General features: G+C 67.0%; 11 protein-coding genes and 1 pseudogene. 7 read left to right on the forward strand and 5 right to left on the reverse strand.

Annotated elements, in window-relative coordinates:
• Both C1933_RS20335 and rpsT read right to left on the reverse strand, forming a co-directional pair.
• Positions 1–238: pseudogene (locus tag C1933_RS20335) on the reverse strand (leucine zipper domain-containing protein); the annotation flags it as partial.
• A gap of 272 nt (positions 239–510) precedes the next feature.
• Positions 511–780, reverse strand: a complete 270-nt coding sequence (gene rpsT, locus C1933_RS05765; RefSeq protein WP_005408560.1) for a 30S ribosomal protein S20 — start codon at positions 778–780, stop codon at positions 511–513.
• 117 nt (positions 781–897) lie between these two features.
• On the opposite strand from rpsT, the gene murJ reads away from it, so the two are divergent.
• The 7 genes from murJ (at position 898) to C1933_RS05800 (ending at position 10895) form a co-directional block, all read left to right on the forward strand.
• Positions 898–2502, forward strand: a complete 1605-nt coding sequence (gene murJ, locus C1933_RS05770; RefSeq protein ID WP_108752488.1) for a murein biosynthesis integral membrane protein MurJ — start codon at positions 898–900, stop codon at positions 2500–2502.
• 75 nt (positions 2503–2577) lie between these two features.
• On the forward strand, positions 2578–3525 hold the full coding sequence (locus tag C1933_RS05775) for a bifunctional riboflavin kinase/FAD synthetase (RefSeq protein WP_108752489.1): 948 nt from the start codon (positions 2578–2580) through the stop codon (positions 3523–3525).
• Entirely contained in the window at positions 3522–6353 is a 2832-nt protein-coding gene (gene ileS / locus C1933_RS05780) for an isoleucine--tRNA ligase (protein WP_108752490.1), read from the forward strand. The genes C1933_RS05775 and ileS overlap by 4 nt, the downstream gene beginning before the upstream one ends.
• Positions 6353–6874 (forward strand): signal peptidase II, encoded by a 522-nt coding sequence (gene lspA, locus C1933_RS05785; protein ID WP_108752491.1) that lies wholly within the window; start codon positions 6353–6355, stop codon positions 6872–6874. Before ileS ends, lspA begins: the two co-directional genes overlap by 1 nt.
• Before the next feature lie 27 nt (positions 6875–6901).
• The gene (ispH, locus tag C1933_RS05790; RefSeq protein ID WP_108748947.1) at positions 6902–7852 is read left to right on the forward strand and encodes a 4-hydroxy-3-methylbut-2-enyl diphosphate reductase; all 951 of its coding nucleotides are present in this window, start codon (positions 6902–6904) and stop codon (positions 7850–7852) included.
• A 491-nt stretch (positions 7853–8343) separates the two neighbouring features.
• Positions 8344–10227: a M61 family metallopeptidase gene (locus C1933_RS05795; RefSeq protein WP_108752492.1), complete on the forward strand. Its 1884-nt coding sequence runs from the start codon at positions 8344–8346 to the stop codon at positions 10225–10227.
• Positions 10224–10895, forward strand: coding sequence for a lysoplasmalogenase (locus C1933_RS05800; RefSeq protein ID WP_108752493.1), 672 nt, complete (start codon positions 10224–10226; stop codon positions 10893–10895). Before C1933_RS05795 ends, C1933_RS05800 begins: the two co-directional genes overlap by 4 nt.
• Positions 10896–10949: 54 nt before the next feature.
• Here the strand turns inward: C1933_RS05800 and C1933_RS05805 are convergent, their stop codons facing one another.
• The 3 genes from C1933_RS05805 to C1933_RS05815 all read right to left on the reverse strand — a co-directional run bounded on the left by C1933_RS05805 (position 10950) and on the right by C1933_RS05815 (position 15601).
• A complete protein-coding gene (locus tag C1933_RS05805) occupies positions 10950–11660 on the reverse strand; it encodes a hypothetical protein (protein WP_108752494.1) in 711 nt (236 codons plus the stop codon).
• Positions 11657–12613: a hypothetical protein gene (locus tag C1933_RS05810; protein ID WP_108752495.1), complete on the reverse strand. Its 957-nt coding sequence runs from the start codon at positions 12611–12613 to the stop codon at positions 11657–11659. Before C1933_RS05810 ends, C1933_RS05805 begins: the two co-directional genes overlap by 4 nt.
• 201 nt (positions 12614–12814) lie before the next feature.
• Entirely contained in the window at positions 12815–15601 is a 2787-nt protein-coding gene (locus C1933_RS05815; protein ID WP_108752496.1) for a TonB-dependent receptor, read from the reverse strand.

Genomic DNA, 15601 nt, shown 5'->3' on the forward strand with positions numbered 1-15601 from the left:
TGATCTGCTCGACGACCGACGCAGGCGTGGCATGCGGCGTCTGGTGCGGGCGAGAGCTGCGGTTTTCCAGCCCCGACGCCCCGAACTCCCGGAATCGGGCCAGCCACTTGTAGGCCGTACGCACACTTACGCCACACGCTTGTGCTGCCTCCTCCGGCCGCAGGCCCTCGTGGAGGATGCGACGGACAAGAAGTTCTCGACTAAACGGCGTTAAACGGGCATTTTTATGGTTGTTCATCCGGGCTCTTTGGGATCTGGAGAGGTGTGGTAACCACCATTTTCCAGAGATGTCCCGGATGAACAACGTACAGAGAGATCACAGTTAGTCGACTGCTGTTCGCGGCATCTGTAAAGCCCGCGCTGCGCGCGTTAGTCGACTAACAGCCGGTTCGACCCAGCCGGTTCGACCCAGCCGGTTCGACCCGGTCGAATCGCGGGCAACAAAAAACCCGGCCGGGGCCGGGCTTTTGTCTGCTGCCCAACCCCGAAGGGCAGGGCGGCAACGCCGGATCAGGCGGCCTTGAGGGCCTTGATGCGGTCGTTCAGGCGGCTCTTATGACGAGCAGCCTTGTTCTTGTGGATCAGGCCACGCGCGCTGAAGCGATCCAGGATCGGCTGGGCAACGGCGAAGGCGGCTTCGGCGCCGGCGGCATCGTTGGCGTCCAGCGCCTTGATCACTTTCTTGACAGCGGTGCGCAGCATCGAGCGCTGAGCCACGTTGCGCGCGTTGCGCACGACGGTCTGCTTGGCGCGCTTCTTGGCGGACTTGATATTGGCCACGGTGGTGGTTTCCTGAAAAAATCGGTGTTATGGGAACAGCAAGCTAGCTAGTATGATGGCGTAAGAAATGCACGTCAAGTCGATTGTCAAGAGGGACGCTGAGTGAGTTCACCCAAGTTGTTGCGGGGCCTGCTGTCGTTCAGCAGCATGACCATGGTCTCGCGCGTTCTCGGACTTGTCCGGGACTTCGTGGTGACCACCACGTTCGGCACCAACGCCATCACTGATGCTTTCTGGGTCGCCTTCAGGATACCCAATTTCCTGCGCCGGCTGTTCGCCGAAGGCTCCTTCGCCACCGCTTTCGTGCCGGTGTTCACAGAAGTGAAGGAAACCCGCAGCCACGCCGAGCTGCGCGAACTGATGGCCCGCACCGCCGGCACCCTGGGTGGGGTGCTGATGCTGGTCACCGCGCTGGCGCTGATCTTCGCGCCGCAGCTGGCTTCGGTCTTCTCCAGCGGCGTGGATACCGACCCGGTCAAGCAGGGCCTGCTGGTCGACCTGTTCCGCCTGACCTTCCCCTTCCTGCTGTTCGTCTCGCTCACCGCCCTGGCCGGTGGCGCCCTGAACAGCTTCCAGCGCTTCGCCATGCCGGCGCTGACCCCGGTCATCCTCAACCTGTGCATGATCGCTGGCGCGCTGTGGCTGGCGCCGCGGCTGGGCGGCACCCCGGAAAAGCAGATCCTGGCGCTGGGCTGGGCGGTGCTGGCCGCCGGCATCCTGCAGCTGCTGTTCCAGCTGCCGTCGCTGAAGGGAATCAACCTGCTGACCCTGCCGCGCTGGGGCTGGAGCCACCCGGGCGTGCGCAAGGTGATGACCCTGATGGTGCCGACCCTGTTCGGTTCGTCGGTGGCGCAGATCAACCTGCTGCTGGACACGGTGATCGCGGCCAAGCTGACCGATGGCTCGCAGTCCTGGCTGTCGCTGGCCGATCGCTTCCTGGAGCTGCCGCTGGGCGTGTTCGGCGTGGCCCTGGGCACGGTCATCCTGCCCGCCCTGGCCCGCCACCACGTCAGCACCGACCGCGAAGGCTTCTCGCGCTCGCTGGACTGGGGCCTGCGCATGACCCTGCTGATCTCGGTGCCGGCCATGCTGGGCCTGCTGTTCCTGGCCGAACCGCTGATCGCCACCATCTTCCAGCACGGCCAGTTCAGCGCCTTCGACACCCGCATGACCGCGCTGTCGGTGTACGGCCTGAGCTTTGGCCTGCCGGCCTTCGCCCTGCTGAAGGTGGTGCTGCCGGCCTTCTACGCCCGCCAGGACACCAAGACCCCGGTGCGCGCCGGCGTGGCCGCGCTGGTGGCCAACATGGTGTTCAACTTCGCCCTGCTGGCCGTGCTGTACCAGGTGATGGTGCCCGACGAGCTGAAGGCGCAGGGGGTGATGGCCGCCATCGGCAAGCAGCCGGGCCTGCACCTGGCGCTGGGCATTGCCAGCGCGCTGTCCAGCTACCTGAACCTGGGCCTGCTCTGGTACTGGCTGGGCAAGACCGATGTCTACCAGCGCCGGCCGGGCTGGGGCGGCTACCTGACCCGCCTGCTGCTGGCCTGCGTGGCCATGGTGGCCGTGCTGCTGGCCCTGCTGCACTGGCTGCCGGCCTTCGGCAACATGGGTGTCTGGCAGCGGATCGGCGCGCTGGGTCTGCTGGTCGGCGGCGGTGGCGCCACCTATGCGGTGGCCATGGTGGCCATGGGCTTCCGCCCGCGCGACCTGCGCGGCCATTGATCGCCGCCCATGGCGGCTATACTTCAGGGTTACACCATTGAAGCGACGGCCCCGGGTGGGCCGGAACGAGAGTTGATGAGCAGGCTGTTCAGAAGCGTCGAGGGCGGGGAGCTGTTCCCCAACGGAAGCGTGGTCTGTATCGGCGCATTCGACGGCCTCCATCTGGGCCATCGTGCGCTGGTCCGCCACGCGGTCGCCCGCGCGCGCGCCGTGGGCGTACCCGCCGTGGCCGTGGCCTTCGAGCCGCTGCCGCGTGAATTCTTCGCACAGGGCACGCCGCCGCCGCGGCTGACCCTGGCCCGCAGCAAGGTCGAGATGCTGCAGGACCTGGGCGTGGATGCCGTGGGCCTGCTGCGCTTCGATGCGGCCATGGCGGCCATGCCGGCCGAAACCTTCGTGCGCCAGCTGCTGGCCCACCGCCTGGGCGCGCGCGAAGTGTGGATCGGCCCGGAGTTCTGCTTCGGCAACCGCCGTCGTGGCGACCTGGCCCTGCTGCAGGCCATGGGCAGCGAGCTGGGCTTCAGCGCCGGCGAGATCGAAGCGGTGGACCTGCACGGCGAACGCATTTCCAGCACGCGCATCCGCCAGTTGCTGCAGGCCGGCGATTTCACCCGTGCCGGCGATCTGCTGGGCCGCCCGTATTCGATCAGCGGGCGAGTGGTGCGTGGGCGCCAGCTCGGCCGCACCCTGGGCTTCCCCACGGCCAACCTGCGCTTCCCCAAGACCCCGGCGCTGTCGGGCATCTACGCGACCTGGGTACACGGGGTGTTCGACCAGCCGTGGCCGTCGGTGTCCAGCTTCGGCACCCGGCCCACCGTGGAAGGCGTGGAGCCGCTGCTGGAAGCCCATCTGTTCGATTTCCAGGGCGACCTGTACGGTCGTCACATCGACGTGGAATTCGTCGCCAAGCTGCGCGACGAAGAGAAATTCAACGATCTGGCGGCGCTGACCGACCAGATGCACCGCGACGCCGAACAGGCGCGCGCCCTTCTTTCCGAACATAGATTGCGAGCCACTGCGTGAGCCAGGACTACAAGACCACCCTGAACCTGCCAGCCACCGAATTCCCGATGCGCGGCGACCTGCCCAAGCGCGAGCCGGGCATTCTGGCGCGGTGGGAAGAGCAGGGGCTCTACCAGCAGCTGCGCGACAACGCCGCCGGCCGCCCGCTGTTCGTGCTGCATGACGGCCCGCCGTACGCCAACGGCCGCATCCACCTGGGCCACGCGGTCAACAAGATCCTGAAGGACATCATCGTCAAGTCGCGCTACCTGGCCGGCTTCGATGCGCCCTACGTGCCGGGCTGGGATTGCCACGGCCTGCCGATCGAAATCGCGGTGGAAAAGAAGTGGGGCAAGGTCGGCACCAAGCTCGACGCGGTCGAATTCCGGCAGAAGTGCCGTGAATTCGCCGAAGAGCAGATCAACATCCAGCGCGTCGATTTCAAGCGCCTGGGCGTGACCGGCGACTGGGACAACCCGTACAAGACCCTCAGCTTCGATTTCGAAGCCAACGAGATCCGTGCGCTGGCCAAGGTCGTGGCCAACGGCCACCTGGTGCGCGGCGCCAAGCCGGTCTACTGGTGCTTCGACTGCGGTTCGGCGCTGGCCGAAGCGGAAATCGAATACCAGGAAAAGGAATCGCCGGCGATCGACGTGGCCTACGCCGCGCGCGATGCGCAGGCCGTGGCCCAGGCCTTTGGGGTGAGCGTGCCGGCCGACGTGGAAGTGGCGGTGCCGATCTGGACCACCACGCCGTGGACGCTGCCGGCATCGCTGGCCGTTTCGCTGGGCGCGGAGATCCGCTACGTGCTGGCCGAAGGCCCGGCGCACAACGGCAGGCGCCGTTGGCTGGTGCTGGCCGCCGCACTGGCCGAGCGCGCACTGCAGCGCTACGGCGTGGAAAACGTGGTGCTGCACGGTGAAGCCACCGGTGCCGCGCTGGAAAACCAGCTGCTGGTGCACCCGTTCTACCCACAGCGCGAGATCCTGGTGCTGAACGGCGAACACGTGTCCGACGAAGACGGTACCGGTGCGGTGCACACCGCCCCCGGTCATGGCCAGGAAGACTACGTGGTCAGCCAGAAGTACGGCCTGCTGGACAAGTACAACGCCGGCCAGATCACCCCGGTCGACGGCCGTGGCGTGTACCTGGAATCGACCCCGCCGGCCGGTGACGTGGTGCTGGCCGGCCAGCATCTGTGGAAGGCGCAGGAGGCCATCGTCGGCGTGCTGCGCGACAACGGCGCGCTGCTGGCCTTCCACCCGATCCGCCACAGCTACCCGCACTGCTGGCGCCACAAGACGCCGGTGGTGTTCCGCGCCACCCCGCAGTGGTTCATTTCGATGGACAAGGCCAACCTGCGCAACGATGCGCTGGCTGCCATCGACACCGTGGGCTGGTTCCCGAGCTGGGGCAAGGCGCGCATCCAGAGCATGGTCGACGGTCGCCCGGACTGGACCATCTCGCGCCAGCGCACCTGGGGCGTGCCCATCGCGCTGTTCACCCACCGCCAGACCGGTGAGATCCACCCGCGCACGGTGGAACTGATGCAGCAGGTGGCCGATCGCGTGGAAGCCGAAGGCATTGACGTGTGGTATTCGCTGGATGCCAGCGAACTGCTGGGCGCCGAAGCGGCCGACTACGAGAAGGTCACCGACATCCTCGATGTCTGGTTCGATTCGGGCGTGACCCATGAAGGCGTGCTGGCCGCGCGTGGCTTCGGCAAGCCGGCCGACCTGTACCTGGAAGGTTCCGACCAGCACCGCGGCTGGTTCCAGTCCTCGCTGCTGACCGGCGTGGCCATCGACCAGCGTGCCCCGTACAAGCAGTGCCTCACCCACGGTTTCACCGTGGACGAGCACGGCCGCAAGATGTCCAAGTCGCTGGGCAACGGCATCGAGCCGCAGGACATCATGAACAAGCTGGGCGCGGACATCCTGCGCCTGTGGATCGCCTCGGCCGACTACAGCAATGAAATGTCGCTGTCGCAGGAAATCCTCAAGCGCAACGCCGATGCCTACCGCCGCCTGCGCAACACCGCGCGCTTCCTGCTGGGCAACCTGGACGGCTTCGATCCGGCCCAGCACCTGCGCCCGCTGAACGAGATGGTGGCGCTGGACCGCTGGATCGTGCACCGCGCCTGGGAACTGCAGGAAAAGATCAAGGCCGCGTTCGACAACTACAACATGGCCGAGATCGTCCAGCTGCTGCTGAACTTCTGCAGCGTGGACCTGGGTTCGCTGTACCTGGACGTGACCAAGGATCGCCTGTACACCATGCCGGCCGATTCGCACGGTCGTCGTTCGGCGCAGAGCGCCATGTACCACATCGCCGAAGCGTTCACCCGCTGGATCGCGCCCATCCTCACCTTCACCGCCGACGAGCTGTGGGGCTATCTGCCGGGCGACCGTGCCGGCCACGTGCTGTTCACCACCTGGTACGACGGCCTGGCGCCGCTGCCGGCCGATGCCCAGCTCAACGCCGCCGATTTCGACCAGCTGCTGGCCGTGCGCGAGCAGGTGGCCAAGGTGCTGGAACCGATGCGTGCCAACGGCGCGATCGGTGCCGCGCTGGAAGCGGAAATCACCATTGCCGCCAACGAAGAACAGGCGGCGAAATGGCAGCCGCTGGCCGATGAACTGCGCTTCCTGTTCATCAGTGGCGACGTGCAGGTGCGCCCGGCGACCACCGACGAAGTGTTCGTCAGTGCCCAGCCCACCGAAAAGGCCAAGTGCGTGCGCTGCTGGCACCACCGTGCCGACGTGGGCAGCAACGCCGACCACCCGGAACTGTGCGGCCGCTGCGTGAGCAACGTCACCGGTGCCGGTGAACTGCGGAGCTGGTTCTGATGGCCGCTCGCCCGCACCCCAACGCCCTGGTCTGGCTGCTGCTGTCGGCGGCCATCATCGGCCTGGACCAGTGGTCCAAGGCCTGGGTGCTGTCCAGCCTGCCCGAGTTCCAGCCGGTGGTGGTCATCGACGGCTTCTGGAACTGGTACCGCACCTACAACACCGGTGCGGCCTTCAGCTTCCTGAGCGACGCCGGCGGTTGGCAGAAGCACTTCTTCACCCTGCTGGCCATTGCCATCAGCGCGCTGATGGCCTGGTGGCTGCGCGGCACCGCCCGCGGCAACTGGAAGGCTGCCGTGCCGTACGCGCTGATCATCGGCGGTGCCATCGGCAACGTGATCGACCGCCAGGTGCACGGCCACGTGGTCGATTTCATCCAGTGGTACGTGGGCAGTTACACCTGGCCGGCCTTCAACATCGCCGATTCGGCCATCGTGGTTGGTGCCATCGGCATTGCCCTGTTTGGCCTGTTCGACGGCAAGTCCGCCAAAAAGGCGGATAATGCCACCCCGAAACCGTAAGCCGGCCGCTGCCGGGAGACTGAACTGATGGATGTGCTGCTCGCCAACCCGCGTGGTTTCTGTGCCGGTGTCGATCGTGCGATCGAGATCGTCAAGCGCGCGATCGAAACGCTGGGCGCGCCCATCTACGTCCGCCATGAAGTGGTGCACAACCGCTTCGTGGTCGATGACCTGAAGCAGCGCGGCGCGATCTTCGTCGAGGAACTGGACGAAGTGCCGGACAACAACACGGTCATCTTCAGCGCGCACGGCGTATCCCAGGCCGTGCGCCAGGAAGCCGAGCGCCGTGGCCTGAAGGTGTTCGATGCCACCTGTCCGCTGGTCACCAAGGTGCATTTCGAAGTGGCCCGCCACTGCCGCGCCGGCCGTGACGTGGTGCTGATCGGCCATGCCGGCCACCCAGAAGTGGAAGGCACGATGGGCCAGTGGAACCGCGAAGCGGGCACCGGCCAGATCTACCTGGTGGAAGACGTGGAGCAGGTGGCGACGTTGGAGATCAACCAGCCGCAGAACTTCGCCTACACCACCCAGACCACGCTGTCGGTGGATGACACGCGCGGCATCATCGAGGCCCTGCGTGAGCGTTTCCCGGAAATGCAGGGCCCGAAGAACGACGACATCTGCTACGCCACGCAGAACCGCCAGGACGCCGTACGCGACCTGGCCAAGCGCTGCGACCTGGTGCTGGTGGTCGGTTCGCCGAACAGCTCCAATTCCAACCGCCTGAGTGAACTGGCGCGCCGTGAAGGCGTGGAGTCGTACCTGATCGACGGTGCGCACGAGATCGACCCGCGCTGGGTGGAAGGCAAGCAGCACATCGGCGTGACCGCCGGCGCATCGGCACCGCAGGTGCTGGTGGATGGCGTGCTGGCCCGCCTGGCCGAACTGGGCGCCACCGGCGTGGGCGAACTGGATGGCGAACCGGAATCGATGGTGTTCGCACTGCCGAAGGAACTGCGGCTGCGGTTGGTCGACTGACCTGTAACCCCAGCGGTGGGTGCGAACCGACACTGACCTGGTGGGTGCGAACCTTGGTTCGCACGCTTCTGCCATGAATTCCATCCACGCATGGCGTGGATCTACTCGGCACGACGCGATCTGATCTGACCTGGTGGGTGCGAGCCGACACCGACCTGGTGGGTGCGAACCTTGGTTCGCACGCTTTTGGCATGACCCCCATCCACGCATGGCGTGGATCTACCCCAGCATGACCTGATCTGATCTGGTGGGTGCGAACCTTGGTTCGCACGCTTTTGCCATGGCCTCCATCCACGCATGGCGGGGATCTACTGCCGGCCGCGCCTCACTCGTAGATCCACGCCATGCGTGGATAGGCCCCCAGGACCGGGGCATCACCCGTAGATCCACGCCATGCGTGGATACCGCCACCCACCCATGACCTTCGGCCATGGGGCCGCACGCCCTACAGGCCTAGCATCGGTACCTCTACCGTTGCTGGAACCTGCCTGATGAAGACCCGTGCCTTGGTGATGTCCGTGCTGTTCGCGCTGGGCGCCACGCCTGCGCTGGCGCAGACCTCGCCGCCGGGCGATGCCGCCGCGCCCGGCCTGCTGCGCATCGATGTGGACGCGCGCGACCTGGCCCGCCGTATCTTCAAGGTGACCGCCACCGTGCCGGCCAAGCCCGGCCCGATGACCCTGCTGTACCCGCAGTGGATTCCTGGCAACCATTCGCCCACCGGCCCCATCGACAAGCTGGCCGGCCTGCGGGTGACCGCCAACGGCAAGCCGCTGGCCTGGCAGCGCGACCAGTACAACGTCTACGCGTTCAAGGTGGACGTGCCCGAAGGCGTGAGCGAGATCGTGGCCCACTTCGATTTCCTGTCCTCGCAGGGCGGCAGCCAGGGCCGGGTGGTGATGACCCCGGAAATGCTGAACCTGCAATGGAACGCCAATTCGCTGTATCCGGCCGGCGTGGATGCGCGCAACCTGCAGGCGCAGGCCAGCGTCACCCTGCCCAAGGGCTGGGCCTATGCCACCGCGCTGGAGACCGCGCGCCGCGACGGCGACACCGTGGTGTTCAAGCCGATTGCCTACGACCATCTGGTCGATTCGCCGCTGTTCGCCGGCGAGCACCACCAGCGCATCGATCTGGACCCCGGCGCCAGGGTACCGGTGCACCTGAATGTCTTCGCCGACGATGCCAAATCGCTCAAACCCACCGATGCGCAGATCAAGCTGCATCGCGCGCTGGTGCAGCAGGCCGACAAGCTCTACGGTGCGCGCCATTACGATCACTACGAATTCCTGCTGGCGCTGACCGACCGCCTGGGCGGCATCGGCCTGGAACACCACCGTTCCAGCGAAAACAGCGCGGCCCCTGGCTACTTCACCGAATGGGACAGCAACGCGTGGATGCGCGATCTGCTGCCGCACGAGTACACCCATTCCTGGAACGGCAAGTACCGTCGCGGCGCAGACCTGGCCACCGCCAACTTCAACACGCCCATGGGCGACAGCCTGTTGTGGGTGTACGAAGGCCAGACCCAGTTCTGGGGCCAGGTGCTGGCCGCCCGCTCGGGCCTGTGGTCGGTCGAGCAGGCCCGCGACATGCTGGCCAACGTGGCCGCCACCTATGATCGTGGCCGCCCCGGCCTGGCCTGGCGCCCGCTGCAGGACACCACCAACGATCCCACCATCGCCCAGCGCCGCACGTTGCCGTACCGCAACTACCAGATGAGCGAGGACTACTACTCCGGCGGGCAGATGCTGTGGCTGGAAGTGGACGGCAAGCTGCGCACGCTCAGCGGCAATCGTCGCAGCCTGGACGATTTCGCGCGCGCCTTCTTCGGCGTCGGCAACGGCGACTGGAACGTCAATCCGTACACCTTCGATGACGTGGTGGCGGCCTTGAACGGCATTGCGCCGTACGACTGGTCCAGCTTCCTGCGCCAGCGCCTGGATGGCCAGAGCTCGCTCACCGGTGGCCTGGCACTGGCCGGCTGGAAGCTGGTCTACCGCGATACCCCCAACGAGGCCTACAAGGCGCAGGAAAAGCGCGCCAAGGCCGCGTTGCTGGCCTATTCGCTGGGCGCCACCGTGATGGACACCGGCGTGGTGGGCGATGTGATCTGGGACAGCCCGGCGTTCAATGCAGGGCTGGCACCGGGCATGCGGGTGATAGCCGTGGGCGGGCGCGAATACAGCAGCGAACGCCTGAAGGACGCGGTGGCCGCAGCCGCCAAGGACAAGGCGCCGATCGTGCTGCTGGTGAAGCAGTTTGACCGCATCGACAGCATGACCATCGATTACCACGGTGGCCTGCAGTACCCGGTGCTGGAACGCATCGCCGGTGCGCCTGATCGCCTTGCGGATCTGTGGAAGGCGCGATGAGCTTCGGCCGCCGCGATGGCTTGATCCTGGTGGTGGCCGTGCTGGCCATCATCGGCGCGTTCCTGCAGGGCGAGGGGCGGTGGCTGCATTGGTTTGCCAAGCCGGCCACCACGCTGCTGATCGCCGGCATTGCCTGGCAGGCGCGCCCGGCGGCATCACCGTTCTACCGGCGTGCGGTGCTGGCCGGCATGGGCTTGTCGTGCCTGGGTGATATCGCGCTGATGCTGCCGGTGGATGCGTTCGTGCCGGGCCTGGTCGCCTTCCTGCTGGCGCACCTGTGCTACATCGCCGCGTTCCGCGACGGCCTGCACGCAGGGCGCGGCTTGCTGGCCGCCGCACTGCTGCTGGGAGCGTTCGCCATCGGCAATGTGCTGGCGCTGTGGCCGCATCTGCCAGTGCTGCTGCGCGTTCCGGTGCTGGCGTATGTGGGCGTGCTGGCAACGATGGCCGTGCTGGCACTGGCGCGGCATTGGCAGCGCCCGCGGCTGCCGCTGATGCAGGCGCGAAGCGCGCGCTGGGCGGCGGTCGGTGGTGTGTTGTTCGTGGCCAGCGATTCGCTGCTGGCGTGGGATCGCTTTGGTGGCGGCCTGCCGTTGGCGGGGTTGCTGGTGTTGGCAACGTATTACGGCGCGCAGTACGCCATCGCACGATCGGTAGCCCAGGCGTAGAGTCGAGCTTGCTCGGCTGCAATGAAACCGGCGCCCGAAATGGGCGCCGGCACTTCAACGCTTGGTCGCCACGTCCAGCAGATTCCCGCCGGCGTCAAAGTGCAGGCGTACCGTTTCACGGTCGCCGTCCACTTCGTCCGGCCGCCACGACAGGCGCGCGCCCTTGCGGATGATCAGATACACGTAGTCGACCTCGCCGGGCTGGCGCATCAACACATTGCGCTGCTCCTGCAGCGCCTGGGCCACGCGGGCCACGGCGGTGAAGTCGATATCCTGCAGTGGCGCGCTGCTGTTGCGCAGCGTATAGGTGGGCGCCATGCGCTGCGGGTTCACCGGGTCGCCCTTGCGCCAGTAGCCGTGCTGGAAGTGGTAGCTGTCCACGTGGCTCGGCACGTCCGGGTCCACCAGTTCCAGATTGATGCGCCCATCGCCATAGACATTGATGCTGCGGAACACGGTCAGTGGCTTGCCGGACAGGCCTGGCATTGCCTGCAGTGCGTCGCGTGCCGCCTGCAATCGCGCGCTGTCCCGCACCAGGTTGGAAGGCGGTGCAATGGGCTCGGGTTCCGCAGCGGGCGCCGCAAGCGCAGACAGGGGCTCCAGCGCTGCGGCGTCATAGCGCTGGGGCGTCGCCGGCGCATGCATGAGCGCGTAACCGGCCACGGTCTCACGCAGCGTCTGCAGTCCGCCACAGGCTGCCGCACCGGCAACCAGGGCCAGCACCACCAACGCGAAGATGCCTGGGGTCGACGGCGGGCGGTTCATGCGTCCTCCATGCGCACATTGGCGCGGTCATCCGGGTCGTAGAGCAGCTTCACGTTGTCACGTGGCAGCTGGGCCAGATCGATGAGCGCCACGATGCGGCGCAGCTTGGCGTGCTGCACCACGCCCTCGCGATCGGTGTACTCCACGCTGAATTCCACCTGCGGTTGTTCGTTGATGTAGGTGCCGGTCTGGCGTACATCCAGCACGGTGGCCTGCACGCCAATGCCACGGAACTTCAGTGCTTCACCGCGGGCATCGGCGTGCAGCATGCGTGCCAGCACGCGTACCACTGCCACATAGCCGCACAGCACCAGCGGGCAGACCAGCAGGGGGTGGCTGAAGGACAGGAAGGTCCAGCCCATGCCCTCATGCTGTGCACGGTAGGCCAGCACGTAGGCGCCGAATACCAGCGCCACACCGATCGCGCCGGCCACGCCACGCCGCCACAGACTGGCTGTGTTGATCTCCGGCTGCGCGCCATCCAGCACCATGTTCGGAAACACGCCGGGATCACGGCTCAGGCGCGCAGGAAGCATGTTGCCCACCACGAAACGCTGCCGTTGTGGCTGACTGTCGACCACGACCAGCTGTTCGGTAATCGCGGTGCCTGACAGGTTCTGCAGGGCCACTTTCAACTTCCATTGAGCGAAGCCACGCACATGCACGCCGGTCTGTTCGGCCTCTTCGATGCGCACTTCGCGCGGCTCGCCATCGGTCAGGATGCTGCGCACACGGAACAGGGCGCGTGGCGGCGCCAGCAGCAGGTAGTGCAGGTAGGCGTAGAGCACGCCCAGCCAGAGCGAGACGGAAGCGCCGAGCAGCAACAGTGCCAGCCACGGGCCGCTGCGATCGGAGAACGCGACGGGGTAATCGGTGTTGAAGTAGAGAATGCAGGGGAAGGGCAACGCGAAGAACAACAGGAACGCGCCCCAGAACCAGAGTTGGAACTTCATGGGGGTATGCATGATGGAGCAGGGGGCTCAAGGGTACTACGCCCAGTAGAGTCGAGCTTGCTCGACTGCTTCTGCCAACAGCAGTCGAGCAAGCTCGACTCTACAAAAACCAGTCGAGCAAGCTCGACTCTACAAAAACCAGTCGAGCAAGCTCGACTCTACAAGAGCCAGTCGAGCAAGCTCGACTCTACAAACGGTGTGTCAGCGGAATTGCAGGGTGAGCAGGAAATACCGGCCCAGCGGGTCATCCAGCCCGGCCACCTGGCCACCACTGCCGGGCAGGTAATTCACCGGTTCGGTATCCAGCACGTTGTGCACGTCCAGCGCGGCCACCAGACGCGGGCTCAGCCGGCGCGCTACGTGCAGGTTCCAACGCAGCTGCGCCGGGTTCATGCAATGCCCTTCGCCACGCTGTTCGTCCGGGCAGGTTTCGCCGGCCAGCCAGGCGCGCGTGCGGCCTACGCGGTTGCCGCGCAGGGCGATGTCCCAGTTCGGGTTCTGCCATTGCACGGTCAGTATCGCGGTGCGTTCCGGCGTGGCATGGCCGCGCAGATCCACCGCGGCTTCGTGGCTGCGCTCGCGCTTCAGTTCCTGTTGCTTCAGCGCATCCAGCGCGAACTGCCATTGCCCGTTGGCACCGCTGTCGATGCGGTACTCACCGCGCAGCACCCAGTTGCGCGAGGTGGTGCGTCCAATGTTGTCGAAGGACAGGCGCAGATCACGCAGCCGGCCCTGGTCGTCCAGCACCCAGGTGTCGCGGTTCCACAGCGCATCACCGGGCTGCAGCGCCAGGATCTCGTTGTGCAGCTCCACGATGTTGTGGGTCAGCGTAATCGCGAACGCATCGCTGGGCGTCCAGCTGGCGGCCAGCGAATGACTGCGCGAGGTCTCGGCCTTCAGTGCATCGTTTTCCACCACGTCCACCTGTACCGCGCAGCCACCGCCGCGCAGCGGCCGCGCGCAGGGCGGCAGCGTGTCCGAAGCGGGCAGGGCAACCAGGCCGAAGTAGCCCGGTGGCCGGCGCCGCTCGAACAGGCTGGGCGCTCGGAAGCCGCGGCCGCTGGCCAGCAGGAACGACCAGTGCTCGCTGGGGCTCCAGCGCAGGCCGGCGCGTGGTGAAAACGCGGTCTGCCCGGCATCGCGGTCCACGCGCGCGGCCAGGTCCACGCGCAGACGCTTCGCCAGCGGCAGCCCCAGTTCGGCATAGGCGGCACTGCTGTTGCGCGACAGCCGGCGTTGTTCCATCGGCAGGCCCAGCGCCAGCTCGCCCTTGCCCAGCAGCGGGTCCGGCTGCGAGGTCCAGCGCTCCTGGCGCAGATCGATGCCGGTGGCCAGCTGCGCCGCACCGCCGGGCAGGGCCATCAGGTTGCGCTGTATGCCCCACCAACCCTGCCATTGTTCGGTGCGGCCACGGCTGTGGATGGTCGGGAACAGGTCGTCGGCCAGACCCGGCGGCAACGTGGAAAAGCCGGGCAGGAAATCGAAGTCGCGCGCCGCTTCCAGCAGCTTCTCGCTGCGCACCACGCCATCGGTGGTCAGGCTCACCTCGCTGCGCTGCGCGCTCACGCCCGCTTCCCAGCTGCGGCCCGCCTGCTGGCGGCCCACTCCCACGGTCAGATCACCTTCGCTGGCGCGCACGCGCGGGCGCACGTTGCCGCCTTCCTGCAGCACCACGTTGAGGATGGCTGTGCGGTTGAAGTTCAACGCCACCGCCGTCGGGCCCAGTTCGAAGCGCTGGCGGTTGTAGCTGCCGCGCGCTTCCACATACGCGTAGCGGCCTTCGCCGCGCTCGTGGCGGTAACGCAGGTAGCCGGCCACGGTGTCCGACGCCGGCTGCAGCGAACGTGGGCGCACGCTGTCGAACCAACAGCCCTGGTCGTCTTCCTGTAGCGGCGGGTGGCATTCGGTGGCTGGGTAGTAATCGCCATTGGCCATCAGCAGGCCGATCGGATACAGCGAGGTATCGGCATGCCAGTCGCGGCGATCGCCGGCCACGTGCTGCATGCGGTGCAGATCGAGACCGGCGAACCAACGGTCGCCATTGCTGCGCACGCCGCCGGTGGCGCCCTGCACGCGGTACTGCTGGCCATCGCCGTGGCCACTGGCGCCGGTCTGCAGCATAGCCTCGCTGCCCTCGGCCTGGTCGCGCAGGATGATGTTGACCACGCCGGACATGGCATCGGCGCCGTAGATGGCCGACGCGCCGCCGCGCACCAGTTCGATGCGTTCGATGAAGCTGAGTGGCAGGCCGCCCAGATCGGTCAGCGCGCCGTCGGCCAGCGACACCATCGGGTAGCGCGGCAGGCGCCGGCCGTTGACCAGGAACAGGGTGGCGCGCGGGCCCATGCCGTCCAGGCTGGTGGTGGCCGCCGCGCCCACCGGCAGGTACAGCGAATCACCGCCGCGTGCGGTGCTCAGTGGGGTGTGGCCGTTCATGCCGGGCAGGTGCCGCAGCAGGTCGAACAGCGTGCCGTAGCCGCTGCGCAGGATGTCGTCGCGGTCGACAACGGTCACCGGCAGCGTGGTCTGCACGGAGGTGCGCGGCAGGCGGCTGCCGGTCACCTGTACCGGCGCCAGTTCCACCTGCGGCGCTGCCGCCGGCGGCGGGGGCGGCGCAGGCCTGGACTCTTTTACCGGCGGCGGTGTCGGCGCTGCCGCATGCCGGCGCAGCACGTAGCCACCGGCCGGGGTCTGCAGGATATTCACCGGCATGCCGGTCACCAGCTGCTTCAGCGCTGCGGCGGGGCTCTGCCGGCCCTGCACGCCGGTGGTGCGCAGGTCGGCCAGTTCACGTGCATCGAAGATCAGCGAAACGCCGCTGTGCCGCGCCCAGGCCTGCAGCGCCGGTACCAGCGGCCCGGCGCCGATGTGGTAATCGCTGCTGGCGGCCGGTTCGCCGGCGTGCGCCATGCCCGCCTGGCCCGGCACTACGGCCAGGCACAGCAGGGCCAGCAGCAGCCCCGCGCGCAGCGCCTGCGCGGCCGGCAT

The organism is Stenotrophomonas sp. ZAC14D2_NAIMI4_6 (assembly GCF_003086875.1).
Taxonomy (GTDB): Bacteria; Pseudomonadota; Gammaproteobacteria; order Xanthomonadales; family Xanthomonadaceae; genus Stenotrophomonas.

Coding starts and splice junctions, on each gene's coding strand:
- C1933_RS05815 (WP_108752496.1), bottom strand. CDS start 15,601: ATGCCGGCCGCGCAGGCGCTGCGCGCGGGGCTGCTGCTGGCCCTGCTG.
- C1933_RS05795 (WP_108752492.1), top strand. CDS start 8,344: ATGAAGACCCGTGCCTTGGTGATGTCCGTGCTGTTCGCGCTGGGCGCC.
- C1933_RS05775 (WP_108752489.1), top strand. CDS start 2,578: ATGAGCAGGCTGTTCAGAAGCGTCGAGGGCGGGGAGCTGTTCCCCAAC.
- C1933_RS05810 (WP_108752495.1), bottom strand. CDS start 12,613: ATGAAGTTCCAACTCTGGTTCTGGGGCGCGTTCCTGTTGTTCTTCGCG.
- ispH (WP_108748947.1), top strand. CDS start 6,902: ATGGATGTGCTGCTCGCCAACCCGCGTGGTTTCTGTGCCGGTGTCGAT.
- C1933_RS05800 (WP_108752493.1), top strand. CDS start 10,224: ATGAGCTTCGGCCGCCGCGATGGCTTGATCCTGGTGGTGGCCGTGCTG.
- lspA (WP_108752491.1), top strand. CDS start 6,353: ATGGCCGCTCGCCCGCACCCCAACGCCCTGGTCTGGCTGCTGCTGTCG.
- C1933_RS05805 (WP_108752494.1), bottom strand. CDS start 11,660: ATGAACCGCCCGCCGTCGACCCCAGGCATCTTCGCGTTGGTGGTGCTG.